The following is a 22,997-nucleotide window of genomic DNA, read 5'->3' as shown; positions in this document are numbered from 1 at the left end:
CGGCTGGGCGGTACCCCAGAGGATCTCAAGAACAACAAATTACGTGAAGTGACTCCCGAACCACGGACGCCACGCTGAAGCAGCGGTGGCGTCCTGTTCGGGTTTTTCGGCGGGGAGCGCTCTGCGTGGTGTTCCGGAAGCGAGGTTAGTGTTGGACCGGCTGGATTTCGGCGGCAACGGCGAAGCTGGCAGCGAAATCGCACCGGGTTCGGGCGCGCTTTTCCCGCTGTCGCCTGCGCAGCTCGGCATCTGGTACGCCCAGCACGTCGACCCGCAGGTGCCGATCAATATCGCCCAGTTCGTGGAGCTGCGCGGTGAGCTGGACATTCCGCTGCTCGAACAGGCCATGGTGCGCGGCTCGGAGGAGTTCGGCTCCGGCTTCCTGCGCATTGTGGAACGCGACGGCGAGCCCATGCAGATGGTCGATCCCACGCTGGACCGCACCATCTACCACGTCGATCTGAGCGAGGCCGCCGATCCGGTCGCCGCGGCCCACGAGTGGATGCGCGCGGACTACTCCGCGCCGCTGAACCTCACCGCGGACCGTCTCATCAAGACCTGCATGATCCGGGTGGGTGACGGCCATTACTACTGGTACGCGCGCATCCACCACATCGTGCTGGACGGCTTCGGCGCGGTCACCTACATGCAGCGCGTCGCCGAGCTGTACACCGCCTCCGTGCGCGGCGAGGAACCCGCCCCGCACAAGCTGACCGATCTGCAGACGCTGGTCGAGCAGGAATTCGCGTACCGCGACAGCACCCGCTTCGCCGCCGATAAGGAGCACTGGGCCGAGCGCATCGCCGGTCTCGAGGACGGCACCAGCCTCGCGGGCCGCTCCGCCCCGCCCGCCGCGGTCAACCGGGTGGCCACCGCCGCCCTCAGTCAGGACCAGTCCAGCCTGCTGGACGAGGCTGTGGCCCGCCATGATTCGTCGCCCGCGGCGCTGCTCATCGCCGGTTTCGCCGCCTACCTGGCGCAGTGGACCGGCTCCGCCGACGTCATTCTCAGCCTGCCGGTGACCGCGCGCACCACCGCCATCATGCGGCGCTCCGGCGGCGCGGTGTCCAATATCGTGCCGCTGCGCCTGCACGTCGGCCCCGAGACCACGGTCACCGAACTGCTCAAGCAGGTGGCGGTCGAGGTGTCCGGCGCACTGCGCCACCAGCGCTACCGCCACGAGGACATTCGCCGCGATTCCGCCGGCGAGGGCGTGGTGACCCGGGAGTTCTTCGGCCCGTGGGTCAACATCATGCTGTTCCACAACGAGGTCGTGCTCGGCGACATCACGGGTGAGTACAGCGTTCTGTCGACCGGTTCCATCGAGGACCTGGGCGTCAACTTCTACCAGTCGGTCAAGGGCACCCGGAATCACATCGATTTCGAGACCAATCCGAACCTGTACTCCGAGGACGAGACCCGGCAGCATCACGCCCGGTTCCTGGAGTTCTTCGACCGCTTCCTGGCGGCGGGGGAGGGCCAGCCCGTGTGGGGGCTGCCCATCACCACCGCGGCCGAGCGCACCCGCACCCTGCTGGAGTGGAACGAGTCGGGCCACGAGGTGCCGACCACCACGCTGCCGGACCTGCTGGACGCGCAGATCCCGCTGACGCCGGACAATATCGCCCTGGAATTCGAGGGCGAGCAGCTCACCTACGCCGAATTCGGCGCTCGGGTGAACCAGCTGGCCCGCCACCTCGTCGCCGATGGCGTGGGCCCGGAATCGCTTGTGGCCCTGGGCATGCGGCGGTCTCTCGAGCTGGTGATCGGCATGCACGCGGTGCTGCGCGCCGGTGGCGCGTACGTGCCCATCGACCCGGACCACCCGGCCGATCGCACCGCCTACATCCTGGAATCCGCGGCCCCGGTCTGCGTGCTCACCACCGCCCGCGACGAGCTGGAACTCCCGGAGTCGGTGCGGCGCCTGGAGATCGACACCCTCGATGTGTCGGAGTACTCGGCCGAACCGCTCACCGACGCGGACCGCATCGCCCCGCTGCGCCCGGACAACACCGCCTACGTCATCTACACCTCGGGTTCCACCGGCCGCCCCAAGGGCGTCGCGGTCACCCACCACGCCATCGTCAACCAAGAGCTGTGGATGCTGGACGAGTACCAGCTCACCGCCGACGATGTGTACCTGCAGAAGACCGCGCAGACCTTCGACGTCTCGCTGTGGGGCTACTTCCTGCCGCTCATGGTGGGCGCCAAGCTGATCGTCGCCACCCCGGACGGGCATCGCGATCCGTTGTACGTGGCGGACATGATCCACCGCCACGGCGTCACCGTCACCGACTTCGTGCCGTCCATGCTGACGGTTTTCGTGGCGCATGCTTCCGCTGCGCAATGCGCCACGCTGAAGCACGTTTTCGTGATCGGTGAGGCGTTGCCGCCGGAGACCGGCGCGGGCTTCCGCGCCATTACCGGTGCGGGACTGCACAATCTGTACGGCCCCACCGAGGCCGCGGTCTCGGTGACCTACTGGGAGAACACCGCCGCCGACACCACCCACGTGCCGATCGGCGTGCCCGAGTGGAATGTCGAAGTCTACGTACTGGATTCGCGGCTGCGCCCGGCCGCCGTCGGCGCGTTCGGCGAGCTGTACCTGGGCGGACGCCAGCTGGCGCGCGGCTACAAGGGCCGCCCCGACCTGACTTCGGACCGCTTCGTCGCAAACCCGTTCTCCACCACCGGCGAACGCATGTACCGCACCGGCGACCTGGTGCGCTGGATGGAGAACGGCGCGCTGGAGTACATCGGCCGCACCGACTTCCAGGTGAAGTTCCGCGGCCAGCGCATCGAGCTCGGCGAGATCGAGACCGATCTGCTCGCGCATCCGGCCGTCAGCCAGGCCGCGGTGCTGGTCATGGACACCGCCACCGGCCAGCAGCTGGTCGCCTACGTGGTGCCCGCGCCCGGCCACACCGTGGACCCGGCGGAGCTGACCCGGTTCGTGGCCGAGAAGCTGCCGTCCTACATGGTCCCGGCCTCGATCATGGTGCTGGACGCGTTCCCGCTCAACACCTCCGGCAAGCTGGACCGCAAGGCCCTGCCCGAGCCGGTGTTCAGCGCCGACGCCGCCGGCTACCGCGCGCCGCGCACCGCCGCCGAGGAGATCGTGGCGGGCGTGTTCGCCGATGTGCTCGGCCACGAGCGGGTCGGCATCGACGACAACTTCTTCGATCTGGGCGGCAACTCGCTGGTCGCCACCCAGGTGGTGGCGCGCATCTCGGCCGCGTTCGGCACCCGCCTGGGCGTGCGCGCGCTGTTCGAGACGCCGACCGTGGCGGGCCTGGCCGCGCGCGTGGAATCCGCCGGGCCGGCCGATGTTTCGCGGCCGCCGCTGGTCGCGCAGGAGCGCCCGGACCGGGTGCCGCTATCGCTGGCCCAGCAGCGCATGTGGTTCCTCAACCAGTTCGATCCCAGCGTCCCGACCTACAACCTGCCCTTCGTGGTGCGGTTGCGCGGGCGCGTGGACATCGAGGCGCTGCAGCTCGCGCTCACCGATGTGGTGGCGCGGCAGGAATCGCTGCGCACCGTCTTCCCGGAGTCCGGGGACGGCGGCTTCCAGCGCGTGCTGCCCATGGACGAGGTCGATCTGGGGATCGAGCTCGTCGCCATCGACGAGGCCGGGCTGCACCAGGCCCTGGCCGAATTCGCCTCGCGCGGTTTCGATGTCACGCGCGAGCTGCCCATTCGGGTGCGGGTGTTCCAGGTCGGCGCGGCCGACGGCGACACCGTCGACTACGCCGTCGCGTTCGTGGTGCATCACATCGCGGCGGACGGCTTCTCCTTCGGCCCGCTCTCGCGCGATATGACCGCCGCCTACCTGGCGCGGGTGGCCGGGGAGCAGCCCGGCTGGGCCCCGCTGCCGGTGCAGTACCAGGACTTCAGCATCTGGCAGCGCGAACTGCTGGGCTCGGAATCCGATGCCGAGTCCATGGCCGCGCGCCAGATCGCCTACTGGCGTGCCGCGCTGGCGGGCCTGCCGGATCAGCTGGACCTGCCCGCCGATCGCCCGCGCCCGCCGGTGCAGAGCTTCCGCGGCAACCGCGTCACCTTCGACATTCCGGCCGACCTGCACACGCAGCTCGCCGGACTCGCACGCGCCCAGGGCGTTTCGCTGTTCATGGTGATGCACTCCGCGCTCGCGGTGCTGCTGGCCCGGCTCTCGGGCACCACCGATATCGCCATCGGCACCCCGGTCGCCGGACGCGGTGAGCAGGCCCTCGACGACCTGATCGGCATGTTCGTCAACACCCTGGTGCTGCGCTCGGAAGTGGATGGGGCCGAACGCTTCACCGACTTCCTGTCCCGCACCCGGGAAACCGATCTGGCGGCCTTCGCCAATACCGACGTGCCCTTCGAGCGCCTCGTGGAGGTGCTCAACCCGACCCGTTCGCAGGCGCGGCATCCGCTGTTCCAGGTCATGCTGTCGTTCCAGGAGATGTCGCACGGCTCCATGGAGCTGCCCGACCTCACCGTCTCCGCGGACGAGCTCGAGGTCGACATCGCCAAGTTCGACCTGCAGTGGACGCTGACCGAGCAGCGCGGCCTGAGCGGCGAGCCCAACGGCCTGTCGGTGGTGCTGTCCTACGCCACCGACCTGTTCGACGCCCGCACCGTCACCGAATTCGGCCGGCGCTACCTGCGCGTGCTCGAAACCGCCGTCGCCGCACCGGAAACCGTGGTGCGCGATATCGACATCCTGGACGAGGGCGAGCGCGCCACCGTCCTGACCGAGTGGAACCACACCGCGCGCACGCTGCCCGAAGTGGTCTCGGTGCTGGACCTGTTCGAGGAGCAGGTCCGCATCCGCCCGAACGCCACCGCCCTGATCTTCGATCCGGGCGAGCGCAGCGGCGGCATGTTCGGCCCCGCCGCCGAACTCACCTACGCCGAGTTCTCCAGCCGGGTGAACCGCCTGGCGCGCAAGCTCATCGCCGAGGGCGTCGGACCGGAATCGCTGGTGGCGGTCGGCATTCGCCGCTCGGTGGACATGCTGGTCGCCATTTACGCCACCCTGGCCGCGGGCGGCGGCTATGTGCCGGTCGATCCCGATCACCCGGCCGAGCGCACCGATTACGTGCTGGCCAGCTCCAAGCCGGTGGTCCTGCTCACCACCACCGACGATGCCGTGGAGAGCGCGGATTGCCCGGTCCTGCACCTGGATCGGCTGGAGCTGTTCGAGTTCGACGACTCCCGCATCACCCCGGCCGAGCGCCTGGGCGAGCTGCGCCCGGAGAACGCCGCCTACGTGCTCTACACCTCCGGCTCCACCGGCCGCCCCAAGGGCGTGGCCATCCGGCATTCGGCGGTGCTCAACCAGATCGCCTGGATCACCGCCGAATACGGCATCGACGACACCGATGTGATCCTGCAGAAGACGCCGGTCACCTTCGACGTGTCGGTGTGGGAGCTGTTCGGCACCCTCGCCGTCGGTGCGCAAATGGTCATCGCCGCCCCCGATGGGCACCGCGATCCCCTGTACCTGTCCGAGGTCATCGGCCGGCACCGGGTCACCATGACCTCGTTCGTGCCGTCGATGCTGTCGGTCTTCGCCTCCAGCGCCTCGGCGGCCGAATGCCTGTCGCTGCGTTCGGTTCTGGTCGCCGGCGAGGCGCTGCCGCCCGCCACCGTGACCGCCTTCCGGAAGTTCTCCACCGCGGCCGTGCACAACCTGTACGGCCCGACCGAGTTCACCGTGCACGCCACCTACGCGCCCATCGACAAGCCGGTCGTCACCTCGGTGCCCATCGGCCGGCCGGTGTGGAACGCGCAGACCTACGTCCTCGACGGCGGCCTGCGCCCGGTCCCCGCCGGTGTGCCGGGTGAGCTGTACCTGGGCGGCGCGCAGGTCGCGCGCGGCTACTACGGCCGCCCCGATCTGAGCGCGGAACGCTTCGTCGCCAACCCCTTCGGCGCACCCGGCTCCCGCCTCTACCGCACCGGTGATCTGGTGCGCTGGAGCCAGATCGAGCCCGGCGTCGTGGAATACATCGGCCGCACCGACTTCCAGGTGAAGTTCCGCGGCCAGCGCATCGAGCTCGGCGAGATCGAGACCGCGCTGCTCGACCACCCGGCGGTCAGCCAGGCGGTCGTGCTGGTCATGGACACCGTCGCCGGCGATCAGCTGGTCGCCTACCTGGTGACCGGCGGCCCGGTCGACCTCGACAGCGTCAAGACCTGGCTGCACCGCACGCTGCCCGCGTACATGGTGCCCTCGGCCTTCGTGGTGCTGGATGCCTTCCCGCTCAACGCCTCCGGCAAGCTGGATCGCAAGGCGCTGCCCGCGCCGCGCTTCGAGGTGCGCGAATTCCGCGCCCCCACAACGCCGATCGAGGAGATCGTCGCCCAGATCTTCGGCGAGGTGCTCGGCATCGCCCGCGTCGGCGTGGACGACGACTTCTTCGAACTCGGCGGCAACTCGCTCATCGCGACCCAGGTCGCCACCCGCCTCGGCACCGCCCTCGACACCCGCGTCCCGGTGCGCATGCTGTTCGAGGCCGCCACCGTGGCGGCCCTGGCCGCGCGCGTGGAATCGCATGTCGGCGACGGCGGCCGCAAGGCCCTCGTGGCCCGCGAGCGTCCGGCCGATATCCCGCTTTCCCTTGCGCAGCAGCGCATGTGGTTCCTCAACCGGTTCGACACCGCCTCGGCGGTCAACAACATCCCGGTCGCCATCCGGCTGTCCGGCGAGCTCGATATCGCGGCCCTGCAGGTCGCCGTCATCGATGTCATCGACCGGCACGAGTCGCTGCGCACCGTCTTCCCGGAGACCCCGAACGGACCGGTGCAGCGGGTCCAGGACGCCGCGCAGATCGTGCCCGACCTGACCCCGGTGCCGGTCACCGAGTCCAACCTCATCGAGCACCTCATCGAGCTGGCCACCATGGCCTTCGACGTCACCGGCGAGGTGCCGCTGCACGCCCGGCTGTTCGAGATCAGCGAGACCGAATACGTGCTCGGCATGGTGGTGCACCACATCTCCGCCGACGGCTGGTCCATGGGCCCGCTGGCCCGCGACGTCATGGTCGCCTACGCGGCCCGCACCTCCTGGGAGGCCCCGGCGTGGGCCGAACTGCCGGTGCAGTACGCGGACTACGCGCTGTGGCAGCGCGAGGTGCTCGGCTCCGAGGACGATCCGAATTCGCTGATCTTCAAGCAGATCCGGTACTGGAGCGAGGGCCTGGCGGATCTGCCGGACGAGCTGGTGCTGCCCTGGGACCGGCAGCGGCCGGCCGTGGCCAGCTACCGCGGCGGCACCTACCCGTTCGCCATCTCCGCCGAAACCCAGCAGCGCCTGCTGGATCTGGGCCGCCGGCACAATGCCTCGCTGTTCATGGTGCTGCACTCCGCGCTGGCGGTGCTGCTGGCCCGGCTGTCCGGCACCAGCGATATCGCCATCGGCACCCCGGTGCACGGCCGCGGTGAGGCCGCGCTCGACGACCTCATCGGCATGTTCGTCAACACCCTGGTGCTGCGCACCGAGGTGGACAATGACACCACCTTCGCCGATCTGCTCGCCACCGCGCGCGATACCGACCTGCACGCCTTCGCGCACGCCGATGTGCCGTTCGAGCGCCTCGTCGAGGTGCTCAACCCGGCGCGCTCGCAGGCGCGGCATCCGCTGTTCCAGGTCATGCTGACCTTCCAGAACACCCGGCAGGCCAGCCTGGAACTGCCCGGACTCTCGGTCAACGGCATCGACTACGACCCGGGCCTGGCCAAGTTCGACCTGCAGCTGACCCTGCAGGAGACCCAGGACGCGCACGGTGAGAACGCGGGCATGTCCGCCGAGTTCTCCTACGCCCTGGATCTTTTCGACGAGTCGACCGTCGCGGCGTTCGCGCACCGGCTGGATCTGATCCTGGACGCGGTCGCGACCGATCCGGAGCGGCCGATCGGCGATATCGACCTGCTGATCGGCGACGAGCGCGAGCGCGTGCTTTCGGGTTGGAACGGCACGGACTTCGAGCTGGCCCGGGTGCTGCCCGCGCTGCCCGGAACCGAGGCGGCGACGCTGGTTTCGCTCTTCGAGGCACAGGCTCTGAACAGCCCCGATGCGCCTGCCGTCAGCTTCGAGGGGACAAGTCTGTCCTACGCCGAGTTCTCGGCACGCGTGCACAAGCTGGCCCGCAAGCTCATGGCCGACGGCGTCGGCGCGGAATCGCTTGTCGCGCTGGCCATCCGGCGCTCACTCGATCTCGTGGTCGCCATGTACGCGGTGCTGGAGGCCGGCGGCGCGTACGTGCCGCTGGATCCGGACCAGCCGGAAGAGCGCATCGACTACGTGCTGGACACCGCCCGCCCGGCAGCCATTCTCACCACCGGGCGCGACGACTTCGTGACCGGCCGGAATGTGCCGGTGCTCGAGGTGGATTCGATCGATCTCGACGCCTACTCGGCCGAGCCGATCACCGATGCGGAACGCGGACAGGCGATCTCGCCCGAACACACCGCCTACGTCATCTTCACCTCCGGTTCGACCGGCCGCCCCAAGGGCGTCGCGGTCGAGCACGGGGCGATCGTCAACCGCCTGCTGTGGATGCAGCACGAGTACCCCATCGGCGCGGACGACGCGGTGCTGCAGAAGACCCCGGCCACCTTCGACGTATCGGTGTGGGAGTTCTTCTGGCCCTTGCAGACCGGGGCGCGCCTGGTCGTCGCCAAGCCCGACGGGCACCGCGATCCGGTCTACCTGGCGCAGGTCATCGCCGAGGAAGGCATCACCACCGCGCACTTCGTGCCGTCGATGCTTGCGGTGTTCGTGACGGCCCTCGGCGACCAGGCCACCTCCGTCATTCCGGCGCGCTTTTGGCCGGAATCTCGCGATGGATCCCGGCCAAATGCACGCCGGGATGACGAGGGCGGGGACTCGGGGCTGCGGCTGCGGCAGGTGTTCGCCTCGGGTGAGGCCCTGCCCGCGCCGACGGCACAGCGGTTGCGCGAGCTGACCGGCGCGCGCCTGCACAACCTGTACGGCCCCACCGAGGCCGCCGTCGACGTCACCTACCACGAGGTCACCGACGCCGACACCGTGTTCGTGCCGATCGGCCGTCCGGTGTGGAACACCCGCACCTACGTCCTCGACGCCCGCCTGCGACCCGTCGCACCGGGTATCGCGGGTGAGCTCTATCTGGCGGGCGATCAGCTGGCCCGCGGCTACCTCGGCCGCCCGGACCTGTCCGCGGACCGCTTCGTGGCCAATCCGTACGGCGCGCCCGGCGCGCGCATGTACCGCACCGGCGACCTCGTCACCTGGACCGCCGACGGCGAGCTGAACTACCTGGGCCGCACCGACTTCCAGGTCAAGCTGCGCGGCCTGCGCATCGAGCTGGGCGAGATCGAGGCCGCGCTGCTGGCCGAGCCCGGCATCGCGCAGTCGGTCGTGGTGGTGCGCAACGACCCGCACGCCGGCGATCAGCTCGTGGGCTACGTGGTCCGCGAGCAGGACGCCGCGGTGGACGCCGATGCGGTGAAGGCCGCGCTGGGCCGCTCGCTGCCCGCGTACATGGTGCCCGCGGCCCTGGTGGTCCTGGACGCCTTCCCGGTCAATGCCTCCGGCAAGCTGGATCGCAAGGCGCTGCCCGCACCGGTCTTCGAGGCCAAGCGTTTCCGCGCGCCCTCGACCCCGATCGAGGAGATCACCGCGCAGATCTTCGCCGACCTGCTCGGCGTGGAACGCGTCGGCGTGGACGATGACTTCTTCGAGCTCGGCGGCAACTCCCTGGTCGCCACCCAGGCCGTGGCGCGGCTGTCGGCCGCGCTGAACGCCGAGATCGGCGTGCGCGTGCTGTTCGAGGCCCCGACCGTGGCGGCGCTGGCCGCCCGGGTGGAATCGCATGCCGGAACCGGTGTGCGCCAGGCCCTTACCGTGCAGACCCGCCCGGAGCATCCGCCGCTGTCGCTCGCACAGCAGCGCATGTGGTTCCTCAACCGGTTCGACACCGACTCGGCCGCCAACAATATCCCCGCGGCCGTACGCCTCACCGGCGCACTGGATCTCGACGCCCTGCGCGGCGCCGTCGCCGATGTGATGGCGCGGCACGAATCGCTGCGCACCGTCTACCCGTCGCACGAGGGCGTCGCCTACCAGAAGGTGCTGCCCACCGCGCGGGCCATTCCGCAGCTCGACGTGGTCGAGGTCGACGAGGCCGAACTATTCGGCGCGATCTACGAATTCGCCGGTCGCGGCTTCGACGTCACCGCCGAGCTGCCGGTGCGGCTGCGGGCCTTCCAGGTCGCCGCCGACGATTACGTGCTCGTGCTGGTGGCGCACCACATCGCCGCCGACGGCTTCTCGATGAACCCGCTGGTGCGCGATCTCATGACCGCCTATGTGGCGCGCAGCAACGGCGAGGCCCCGGGCTGGCCGGAACTGCCGGTGCAGTACGCCGATTACGCGCTGTGGCAGCGGGAAACCCTGGGCTCCGAAGAGGATCCGCGCTCGCTGGTCACCGAGCAGCTCGACTACTGGCGCACCGCCCTCAACGGCCTGCCGGACGAGCTGCGGCTGTCGAGCAAGGCGCGTCCGGCCGTCGCCTCCTACGGCGCGGGCACGCACCGCTTCCAGGTGCCGGGTGAGCTCATCACCGGCCTGAATCGTGTCGCCCAGCAGCACGGCACCACGCTGTTCATGGTGGTGCACAGTGCCTTCGCCGCCCTGCTGGCGCGCCTGAGCGGCACCGACGACATCGCCGTCGGCATTCCGGTCGCGGGCCGTGGTGAGCAGGCGCTCGACGATCTCGTCGGCATGTTCGTCAACACCCTGGTGCTGCGTTCGCAGGTGGACACCGGCGACACCTTCGCCGAGCTGCTGCAGCAGGTGCGCGAGCGCGACCTGCAGGCCTTCGCCCACGCGGACGTGCCGTTCGAGCGTCTCGTCGAGGTGCTCAACCCGGCGCGCTCGCAGGCGCGGCATCCGCTGTTCCAGGTCATGCTCTCCTTCCAGAACCTGGGCCGCACCGCCCTGGAACTGCCGGGCCTGCGCGTGGCCGAGCTGGGCGTGGACCAGCAGACGGCCAAGTTCGATCTGCAGCTGACGCTGAGCGAGATCGCCGACGACCGCGGCATGGCCGCCGAACTCGTCTACGCCACCGACCTTTTCGACGGCGCGTTCGCCGACACCTTCGCGCAGCGGTTCGTGCGCGTGCTCAGCGCCGTGGTCGCCGATCCGGTCATGCGCGTCGGCGATGTGGAGCTGCTTGACTACATCGAGCGCAACCAGGTGCTGCACGCCTGGAACGACACCGCCTTCGATCTGGACGCGGCGCTGCCCGAGGTCGCCGAAGGCGCTGCCGCCACACTGGTCTCGCTGTTCGAGAACCAGGTCGCGCTGACGCCCGACGCCATGGCCGTCACCTTCGAGGGGACGAGTCTGTCCTACGCCGAGTTCGCCGGTCGCGTCCGGCAACTGGCGCGGCACCTCATCGCGCAGGGCGTTGGGCCGGATTCGTTTGTCGCCCTGGGCATGCGCCGCTCGCTCGACCTGGTCGTCGGCATGTACGCGGTCATCGCCGCCGGCGGCGCGTACGTGCCGCTGGATCCGGATCACCCGGAGGAGCGCAACCAGTACGTCCTGGATGTCGCGCAGCCGGTGTGCGTGCTGACGACCGCCCGTGACGGTTTCGAGCTCGATTCCTCTCGTCATCCCGGCGCGCTTCTTGGCCGGGATCCACACAATGCCGGTGATGCCGTTGCCGGTATGGATTCCGGCCAAACCCACGCCGGAATGACCGGTGGGGTACTGCGCATCGATGAGATCGACCTGTCGGGTTACTCGGACGCCCCCATCACCGATGCCGAGCGTCACACTCCGCTGCGCCCGCAGAACACCGCGTACGTCATCTTCACGTCCGGTTCCACCGGCCGCCCCAAGGGCGTGGCCGTCTCGCACGCCGCCATCGTCAACCGCCTGGTGTGGATGCACGCCCAGTACGCGCTGGCCGCCTACGATGTCGTGCTGCAGAAGACCCCGGCGACCTTCGACGTGTCGGTGTGGGAGTTCTTCTGGCCCTTGCAGGTCGGCGCGCGCCTGGTGGTCGCCAAGCCGGACGGGCACCGCGATCCGGCCTACCTGATCCGCCTCATTCAGGCCGAGCAGGTCACCACGCTGCACTTCGTGCCGTCCATGCTGGCCGTATTCGTGGCCGAGGACGGCGTCGCCGGGTGCACCTCGCTGCGCAATGTCTTCGCCTCCGGTGAGGGCCTGCCCGCGCCGACCGCGCAGCAGCTGCGCGCACTGACCGGCGCCCGCCTGCACAACCTGTACGGCCCGACCGAGGCCGCCGTCGACGTCACCTATCACGAGGTGACCGAGGCCGATGCGGCCTCCGTGCCGATCGGCGCGCCGGTCTTCAACACCCAGGTGTACGTGCTGGATTCGCGGCTGCGGCCGGTTCCGGTGGGTACCGCGGGTGAGCTCTATCTGGCGGGCGATCAGCTGGCCACCGGCTATGTGGCGCGCGCCGACCTCACCTCGGATCGCTTCGTGGCCAACCCGTTCGGCCACGGCGAGCGCATGTACCGCACCGGCGACCTGGTGGTGTGGACCCCGGCCGGTGAGCTGGAGTACCTGGGCCGCACCGACTTCCAGGTGAAACTGCGCGGCCTGCGCATCGAGCTCGGCGAGATCGAGTCGGCGCTCACCGCGCTGCCCGCCGTCGCGCAGTCCGTCGTCGTGGTGCGCCAGGACGAGCGCACCGGCGATCAGCTGGTGGCCTACCTGGTCGCGGCCGACGGGCATCTCGACACCGAGGCCGTGAAGGACGCGCTCGCGCAACAGCTTCCGGCCTATATGGTGCCCGCGGCCTTCATGGTCCTGGATGCCTTCCCGCTCAATGCCTCCGGCAAGCTGGATCGCAAGGCGCTGCCCGCGCCGACCTTCGCCGTCGCCGCCTACCGCGCCCCGGAGACCCCGGTGCAGCAGACCGTGGCCGGCGTCTTCGCCGACGTCCTCGGCAGCGAGCGGGTCGGCCTGGACGACGACTTCTTCGAGCTCGGCGGCAACTCGCTCATCGCCACCCAGGTGATCGCGCGCCTGTCCGCCGCCCTCGACGCCGATATCCCGCTGCGCAGCCTGTTCGAGGCCACCACCGTGGCCGGCCTTGCCGCGCAACTGGAATCGCGCGTCGGCACCGGCACGCGCGCGCCGCTCGTGCCGCAGGAACGCCCGGAGCTGGTGCCGCTGTCCCCGGCGCAGCAGCGCATGTGGTTCCTGAACCGCTTCGACAACCGCACCGCCGTCAACAACATCCCGGTGGCGCTGCGGCTCACCGGCGAGATCGACACCGCGGCCTTCGCCGCCGCCATCGGCGATGTGCTGGCCCGGCACGAGGCGCTGCGCACCATCTACCCGGAGGTCGAGGGTGACGGCTACCAGCGGGTGCTGGCGCTGTCCGAGATCGACTTCGAGGTGCGCGCCGAGAACGTCACCGCCGCCGAACTGCCCGCGCGCATCACCGCGCTGGCGAGCGTCTTCTTCGACGTCACCCGCGAACTGCCGTTCCGCGCAACGGTGCTCAGCCTGAGCGAGACCGAGCACGTGCTGGTCCTGGTGCTGCACCACATCAGCGCCGACGGCTTCTCGCTGCGCCCGCTGCTGCGCGACGTGGTCGCCGCCTACTTCGCCCGCAGCGGGGGAGAGGCCCCGGCCTGGACGCCGCTGCCGGTGCAGTACGCCGACTACGCGCTGTGGCAGCGCGAGGTGCTCGGCGCGGAGACCGATCCGGAATCGACGGCCGCCGAGCAGATCGCCTACTGGACCCGGCAGCTGGCCGACCTGCCCGAGCAGATCGAGCTCCCGGCCGACCGGCCGCGACCGGAGATCGCCACCAATGCCGGTGGCACCCACGACTTCTCGATCGACGCCGAGCTGTACCGGAGCCTGACCGCGCTGGCCCGCGAGCACGACGTCACCCTGTTCATGGTGCTGCACGCCGCGCTGGCCACCTGGTCGGCGCGCCTGTCGCGGTCCACCGACATCGCCATCGGCACGCCCATCGCGGGCCGCGGCGAGAAGGCCCTCGACGATCTGGTCGGCATGTTCGTCAACACCCTGGTGCTGCGCACCGAGGTGCGGCCGGACGCACCGTTCCGCGAGCTGCTCGCCCAGGCGCGGCGCACCGACCTGGCCGCCTTCGCACACGCCGACGTGCCGTTCGAGCGGCTGGTCGATGTGCTCAGCCCGGTGCGCTCGCAGGCGCACCACCCGCTGTTCCAGGTCGCCCTCACCTTCGAGGCCGCCAGTGCCAAGGACGCGGGCGCGGTCTCGCTGCCGGGGCTGGATATCGAGGCGGTCGAATTCGACGCGGGCACCGCGAAATTCGATGTGCAGCTGACCGTGGGCGAGCGCGCCGACGGCACGCTGGGGCTGTCCTGGAACTACGCCACCGACCTGTTCGACCCGGAGACCATCGCCTCCTTCGCCGAGCGCCTGGTCCGCATCCTGCGCACCGTGGCCGACGATCCGGCCGTGCTGGTCGGCGATATCGATCTGCTGGGTGAGGCCGAGCGCCACGATGTCTCGGAGCGCTGGGTGTCCGCGGGCGATGACATCGTCGCCGTGGCACGGGCCGCGCGCAGCACCGTCGAAGCGGCCGCGCGGGCGCTGGCCGAGGACGGCAACCGGGCCGACGGCGATCGGGCGAGCACGGTCGATCCGGCCGCCCTGACCGCCGCGGGCGTGGAGAGCGCCGCCGCGGCCCTGGCCCACGCCACCCGTCTGCCCGTCGGCGGTTCCGCGCTGTCCGCCGCGCGACTGAACCAGTTCGTGGATCCGGACGCCACGCTGTCCGGGCTGTTCGACGCCGCCGTGGCCGCCTACCCGGATCGGGTCGCGGTGCGCTTCGGCGAGGAAGAGCTCACCTACGCCGACCTGGACCGCCGCGCGAACGTGCTGGCGCGCAGGCTGATCGCCGACGGCGCGGGACCGGAATCCCTCGTCGCGGTGCTGCTGCCGCGCTCCGCCGATCTGGTGGTGGCGCTGCTCGCGGTGATCAAGACCGGTGCGGGCTATGTGCCGGTCGATCCGACCTACCCGGCCGATCGCATTGCCTACGTGCTGTCGGACGCGAAGCCGACCAGCGTGATCGTCGATTCGACGGTTCAGGTCGAACTGCCTGCCGAGCTGCCCGCCGTGTCCCTGGACGGCTTCTCGCTCGAGGCCGGCGATATCGAGGACGCGGCCGACGCGCCCATTACCGATGCCGACCGCCGGGCCGCGCTGCGCCCCGACCACGTCGCCTACGTCATCTACACCTCCGGCTCCACCGGCCGCCCCAAGGGCGTGGCCGTGGCGCACCGGAATGTGGTGCGGCTCATGGCCAATACCGATCGCGAGTTCGGTTTCGGGCCCGACGACGTGTGGACGCTGTTCCACTCCTACGCCTTCGACTTCTCGGTGTGGGAGCTGTGGGGCCCGCTGCTCTACGGCGGCAAGCTCGTGGTCGTCGACTACTACGTGTCGCGCTCGCCGGAGCAGTTCCTGGAACTGCTGCGCCGCGAGCAGGTCACCGTCCTCAACCAGACCCCCTCGGCGTTCTACCAGCTCGCCGAGGCCGATCGCATTGCCGCCGCGGCGAGCCGCGAATCGCATACCGCGGCCGGTGCCGACCAGGCCCTCGCCCTGCGCTACGTGGTCTTCGGCGGCGAGGCGCTCGAACTGCGCCGCCTCGCCGATTGGGTTGCGCGCCACGGCGACGGCTGTGTCGATGCGGCCACCGGCGTGCGGGCCGGCGGTCCGCAGCTGGTCAATATGTACGGCATCACCGAGACCACCGTGCACGTCTCGCACCGCGTGCTCGATGCCGAGACCATCGCCGCGGCAACGGGTTCCGTGGTCGGCCGCGCCATCGCCGGTCTGCGCGTACATGTGCTCGACGACCGCCTGCACCCGGTGCCGGTGGGTGTCGCGGGCGAAATGTACGTCGCCGGACCGCAGCTGGCGCGCGGCTACCTCGGCCGCCCGGATTTGAGCTCGGCCCGCTTCGTCGCCAGCCCGTTCGGCGAGCCGGGCAGCCGCCTGTACCGCTCCGGTGACGTGGCGCGCTGGAACCGCTTCGGCGAGCTCGAATACCTCGGCCGCGCCGACGATCAGGTCAAGGTGCGCGGCTTCCGTATCGAGCTCGGCGAGATCGAGGCCGCCGTGCTCGGCCAGCCGGGCGTGGCCCAGGCCGCCGTCATCGTGCGCGAGGACCAGCCGGGCGATCAGCGCATCGTGGCGTACGTGGTGCCGGAGGAGGGCGTCGCGCCCGCCGTCGACGCCATCCGCGATGGGGCGGCCGAACGCCTGCCGTCCTACATGGTGCCGTCCGCCCTCGTGGTCATGGACCGCATCCCGCTGACCGTCAACGGCAAGCTGGACCGCCGCGCCCTGCCCGCCCCGGCGGTGCAGGCCCGCGCCTTCCGCGCGCCGGAGACGCCGACGCAGGAGACCGTGGCCGCCGTGTTCGCGGAGGTCCTCGACCTGCCGCGGGTCGGCCTGGACGACGACTTCTTCGAGCTGGGCGGCAACTCGCTCATCGCCACCCGGGTGGTGTCGCGCATCGGCGCGGCGCTGGACACCACGGTCGCGGTGCGCACCCTGTTCGAGGCCACCACCGTGGAGGCCCTCGCCGCCCGCATCGAATCGCACGCCGACGGCGCGTCCCGCGCCAAGCTGGTCGCGCGCCCGCGCCCCGCCGGTGAACTGGTGCCGCTGTCGTTCGCGCAGCAGCGCATGTGGTTCCTCAACCAGTACGACACCTCCTCCGCGGCCTACAACCTGCCCCTGGCCATCCGCCTCACCGGCGAACTCGACACCGCCGCACTGGAACTTGCGGTCGCCGATGTGGTCCGCCGGCACGAGTCGCTGCGCACCCGCTACCCGGAGCACGGCGGCACGCCGATGCAGGTGGTCGTCCCGGCCGAGCAGGTCGCGCTCGACCTGCGCCCGGTCACGGTCGCGCCGGAGGCGCTGACCGAGGCGGTGACCGCCTTCGCGACGCTGGGCTTCAATGTCGCGGATCAGGTTCCATTGCGCGCCCGCCTGTTCCGGGTTGCCGCGCCGGTAGCGGCAGTGGCGCCGGACGACGACCCTCGTCATTCCGGCGCGCTTTTGGCCGGAATCCACACCGGCGAGGGAGATCCCGGCCAAAAGCACGCCGGGATGACGAACGGGGCTGCCGTCCATGGGGCTGTGGCCGATGGGGCTGTGGCCGATGGGGCTGTGGCCGATGGGGCTGCCGCCAACGGTGCCGCCGCTGAGGCCGAGCCTGCCACTCGCGAGCATGTGCTCGTCGTGGTCGTGCACCACATCGCCGGTGACGGTTTCTCCATGGCCCCGCTGACCCGCGATGTCATGACCGCCTACACCGCGCGCACCCTGGGCGCGGCGCCCGGCTGGGCCCCGCTGGCCATCCAGTACGCCGACTTCGCCATCTGGCAGCGGGAAGTGCTGGGCTCGGAAGAGGATTCGTCCTCGCTCATGGCCCGCCAGGTCGCCTACTGGCAGCGCGTGCTCGACGGCGTGCCGGACGAGCTGGCGCTGCCGACCGACCGGCCGCGGCCCGCCGTCGCCTCGCATCGGGGCGCGACGCTGCACCGCAGCCTGTCGCCGGAACTGCTCGCAGCGCTGGAAGACGTTGCCCGCCAGCGGGGTTCCTCGCTGTTCATGGTCATGCACAGCGCCCTCGCGGTGCTGCTGGCCCGGTTGTCCGGCGGCGACGACATCGCCATCGGCACGCCGGTCGCCGGTCGCGGCGAGGCCGCGCTGGACGACCTGGTCGGCATGTTCGTCAATACCCTGGTGCTGCGCACCGGCATCGATCCGGCCGAATCCTTCTCGGATCTGCTCGATCGGGCCCGGCACGCCGACCTCGACGCCTTCGGCAATGCCGATGTGCCGTTCGAGCGCTTGGTCGAACTGCTCGCGCCCGAGCGCTCGCAGGCCCGCAACCCGCTGTTCCAGGTCATGCTGGCCTTCCAGAACCTGGATCGCGCCAGCCTGGAACTGCCGGGGCTGACGGTCTCCGCGCTGGATCTCGAGGAGAACATCTCCCGCTTCGACATGCAGTTCACGCTGTCGGAACGGGACACGGGCGGGAGCGGGGCGGGATCCGGCACAGGCATGGCGCTGGCGCTCACCTACGCCACCGACCTGTTCGACGAGACCACCGCCGACGGCTTCGCGCAGCGCTGGCTGCGGGTGCTGGAAGCGATCGCCGGGAATCCGGAGATCGCGGTCGGGGCCATCGACATCCTGGATCAGGACGAGCGCGCCGATCTGGTCAGCCGTTTCGGCCGCCCGGCCGTTCCGGCGCGCACGCTGCCGCAGCTGCTGGCCGACGCTGTTTCGCTCAACCCGAACGCGCCCGCGGTCGTCTTCCAGGGGACGAGTCTGTCCTATGGCGAACTCGACGAGCGCTCGAACCGTTTGGCGCGCCTGCTGATCGAGCGCGGCATCGGCTCGGAGAACCTGGTCGCCATCGCGGTCCCGCGGTCCGCGGATTCGTACTTCGCCGAATGGGCGGTGTCCAAGACCGGTGCGGCCTTCGTGCCGGTGGACCCGAACTACCCGGCCGACCGCATTGCCCACATGGTCACCGACTCCGGCTCGCCGGTCGGCCTGACCGTGGCCTCGGTGCGCGCCGATCTGCCGGAATCGGTGGAATGGCTGGTCCTGGACGAACTCGACCTGGACGCCTTCGCGGCCACCGCCATCGCCGACGCCGACCGGGTGCGGCCGCTGCGGCCGGAGCATCCGGCCTACGTCATCTACACCTCCGGTTCCACCGGCGTGCCCAAGGGCGTCGTGGTCACCCACGCCGGCCTGGCCAACTTCTGCCTCGAGCAGACCATTCGCTACGAGCTCGACTCCGGTTCGCGGGCACTGCATTTCGCATCGCCGTCGTTCGACGCGTCCATGCTGGAATTCCTGCTCGCCATCGGCGCGGGCGGCACCCTCGTGGTAGTGCCGCCGGGTGTGTACGGCGGCGAGGAGCTGTCCGAGCTGATCAAGCGCGAGCGGGCCACGCACGCCTTCATCACCCCCGCCGCGCTGTCCACTTTCGGCCCGGCCGGACTGGACTCGCTGCGGGTGCTGGTCGCCGGTGGTGAAGCTGTTCCGGCCGACCTGGTCGAGAAGTGGGCGGTTCCATTGGCGGACGGCACCATGCGTGCCTTCCACAATGGCTACGGTCCGACCGAGACCACCATCATGACCAATATCAGCGAGGCGCTCGAGCCGGGTGATCTGGTCACGATCGGCGGCCCGATCCGCGGCATGCAGTCGCTGATCCTCGACAACCGTCTGCGCCCCGTGCCGGTCGGTGTCGCGGGTGAGCTGTATCTGTCGGGCATTCAGCTGGCGCGCGGCTACCACGCCCGCCCGGGGCTGACCGCCGATCGGTTCGTAGCCAACCCGTACGTCGAGGGTGCGCGCATGTACCGCACCGGTGACGTGGTCCGCTGGACCCCGGCCGGTGAGGTCGAGTACGTCGGCCGCTCCGACTTCCAGGTCAAGGTGCGCGGTTTCCGCATCGAGCTCGGTGAGATCGACGCGGCCCTGGCCTCGCACGAGACCGTGGACTTCGCGGTCACCGTCGGCCACAAGAACGCCGCGGGCGCGGTGTCGCTGGTGTCGTATGTGGTTGCCACGCCGGGTCATACGATCGATGTCGCCACCGTCACCACACACGTCGAGCAGCGTCTGCCCGCGTACATGGTGCCGTCGTCGGTGATGATCATCGACCGCGTGCCGCTGACCCCGGTCGGCAAGCTGGACCGCAAGGCCCTGCCCGAGCCGGTGTTCGCGACCGAGGTCACCTTCCGCGCGCCGCGCAATGCCGTCGAGCACACCATTGCCGAGGTCTTCGCCGAGGTGCTCGGCGTGGAGCGGGTCGGCATCGACGATTCGTTCTTCGCCCTGGGCGGCGACTCCATCGTCTCCATTCAGCTGGTGTCGCGGGCCAAGGCGCGCGGGGTGGTCTTCAGCCCCCGCGACGTGTTCGAACAGCGCACCGTCTCCGGACTGGCCGCCGTCGCGGAAACCACCGACGGCCAGGGCGATTCGGCTCCGCAGCTGACCGAGCTGCCGGGCGGCGGCGTGGGTGTCATGCCGCTGACGCCGGTCGTGCGGTTCATGGTGGAACGGCCGGGCTCGTTCGGGCGGTTCAACCAGACCATGGCCTTGGAACTGCCGATCGGCATCGATCGCGCGGGCATCGCGGCCACCGTCGGCGCGGTCATCGACCGCCACGACATGCTGCGCTCCCGCCTGCGCCGGGTGCCCGGGGCGGACTGGATCGTGGAGACCGTCGAGCCCGGCACCATCGAGGTGGACGCCCTCATCGACCGCGTCGAGTTCGATGCGGCCGTGAGCGACGATCAGCTCGTCGAGATCGCCTCCGCCGCACTGGATACCACCCTCGATCGACTGGATCCCGCTGCGGGCGTGGTCATCCGGTTCGTCTGGCTGGAGCCGACCACGGCGGGCCGTGAATCGGGCGCCGATCAGAGCCGCGCCGGTCGCCTCATCGTCGCCGCCCACCACCTCGTGGTCGACGGCGTCACCTGGCGAATCCTGGTGCCGGACTTCGTCACCGCCTGGGGTCAGCTGTCCGCCGGACAGACCCCCGAGCTCATCGCGCCCGCCACCAGCATGCGCACCTGGGCGCACGCCCTCGAGCGCGAGGCCGCCACCGACGCGCGCCTGGCCGAACTCGACTACTGGCACACCGTCGTCGACGGCCCGGACCCGCTGCTCACCGAGCGGCCCATGGACCCGGCCGTGGACGTCACCGCCGTCATCGAGAAGCATCGCGTCGAGGTCTCGGCCGAGACCACCAAGGCGCTGCTCACCACCGTGCCCGCGCTCTTCCACGGCGGCGTCAACGACGGTCTGCTGACCGCGCTGGCGCTGGCCGTCGCGAAGTGGCGCGCGGACAAGGGAATCGGTGCGGGGGAGAAGTCCGCCCTCGTCCGCCTGGAGGGCCACGGCCGCGAGGAAGAAGTCGTGCCGGGCGCGGATCTGTCCCGCACGGCCGGCTGGTTCACCGCCATCTTCCCGGTCCGCTTCGACCTCACCGGAATCGACGTGGACGCCGCCCTGGCCGGCGGCCCGGCCATGGGCCGCGCCATCAAGGCCATCAAGGAGCAGCTGCTCGCGGTGCCGGACAAGGGCATCGGCTACGGGCTGCTGCGCTACCTGAATCAGGCCACCGCCGATCAGCTGCCCAAGCAGCTGCCCGGCCAGGTCAGCTTCAACTACCTGGGCCGCGTCAACGAGGGCGATGTGCCCGAGGCGCTGCGCGGCTTCGGCTGGATCCCGGCCGCCGAGCTGGGCGACCTGGGCGGCGCGTACGACGCCGATATGCCGGCCATGGCGCCGATCGATATCAATGCCATCGTCACCGGCGACAAGCTGACCGCCAATATCGGCTACCCGAGCACGCTGCTGTCGGCCGCCGAGATCGCGGAGTTCGCGGCGCTGTGGACCAATGCGCTGTCCGCTGTCGCGCACCATGCGGAATCGGCCGAGGCGGGCGGGCACACGCCGTCCGACTTCGGTCTGGTGCACGTCACCCAGCGCGATATCGACGGCTGGGAACAGCGTTTCGGCGGGCTCCAGCAGGTGTGGCCGCTGTCGGCCCTGCAGGGCGGTCTGCTCTTCCACGCCCAGCTGGCGGCCACCTCGGTGGACGTCTACACCGCGCAGGCCGTGCTCACCCTCACCGGCCGCGTCGACGCCGACCGCCTGCGCGCCGCCGCGCAGGCCCTGCTCGACCGGCACGAAATCCTGCGCACCGCCTACGTTTCCGATGCCTCCGGCACTCCGGTGCAGCTGGTCATCGACGGCGTGCGGGCGGCGTGGTCGCAGCACGATCGCACCGCCACCGGCGATGCGAGCGACATCATCGAGGCCGACCGCATGCAGCGGTTCGACCTCACCGAGCCGCCGCTCATCCGCTTCACCCTGGTGCAGACCGCCGCCGACTCCTGGCAGCTGGCCGTGGCCAACCACCACATCCTGCTGGACGGCTGGTCCATGCCGCTGCTCATGCAGGACCTGCTGGTGCTGTACGCGACCCGCTCCGACAGCAGCGCGCTGCAGCCGGTCCGGTCCTACCGCCACTTCCTGGAATGGGTTGCGCAGCAGGATCGTTCGGCCTCACTGGAATCCTGGAAGCGGGCGCTGCGCGGCGTCTCCGAGCCGACCCTGCTGACCCGCCCCGATGCGGGCCGCGAGATCGCCACGCTGTCCGGCGAATACTTCTTCGATCTGGACGAGGCCGCGACCGCGCGCCTCACCGCCCTGGCCGCGGAGCTCGGCGTCACGCCGAACACCGTGCTCCAGGTGGCGTGGGGCATCCTGCTCGGCCGCCTCACCGGTCGCGACGACGTGCTGTTCGGCACCACCGTGTCCGGCCGTCCCGCGCAGCTGGCCGGGGTCGAATCCATGGTCGGCCTGTTCATCAACACCGTTCCGGTGCGGGTCGCCTTCGACCCGTCCGAATCGGCGCGCTCGCTGCTCGCCCGCACCCAGGGCGAGCAGGCGGACCTGCTCGACCACCACTACATCGGCCTGGCCGACATCCAGACCGCGGCCGGCATCGGCGGCCTCTTCGACACCCTGGTGGTGTTCGAGTCCTACCCGGTCGACGCCGAGGGCCTGCAGGCCCAGGCCGCCGATATCGACGGCATGGGCGTCACCGGCCTGGACGCCGCCGACGCCACCCACTACCCGCTGACCCTCATCGCCCAGCTCGACACCCGCCTGCGCATTCGCGCCGGCTACCTGCGCGACCTGTTCGACGAGGAGACGGTCCGCCGCATTGCCGACCGCTTGATCCGGGTGCTGACCGCCATCACCACCGAACCGGCTGCGGCCGTGGGCGATATCGAACTGCTCGATGCCGCCGAGCGCGAACTGGTCGTGAAGACGTGGAACGAGACCACCTTCGACGTGGACGCGGCGCTGACTGCCGCCTCGACCTCGACCGCCGCCTCGACTGCGG

General features: G+C 70.3%; 1 pseudogene. It reads left to right on the top strand.

Features of this window, described 5'->3' with window-relative positions:
• Window positions 1–85: 85 nt before the first annotated feature.
• A pseudogene (locus ACFVIV_RS15705) lies at window positions 86–22,945 on the top strand (non-ribosomal peptide synthase/polyketide synthase); the annotation flags it as partial.
• Window positions 22,946–22,997 lie beyond the last annotated feature (52 nt).

It is taken from the genome of Nocardia sp. NPDC127526 (assembly GCF_042672265.1).
Lineage (GTDB): Bacteria > Actinomycetota > Actinomycetes > Mycobacteriales > Mycobacteriaceae > Nocardia.
The sequence above is the reverse complement of the archived record's forward strand: the minus strand, read 5'-3'. Positions and strand labels throughout refer to the sequence as shown.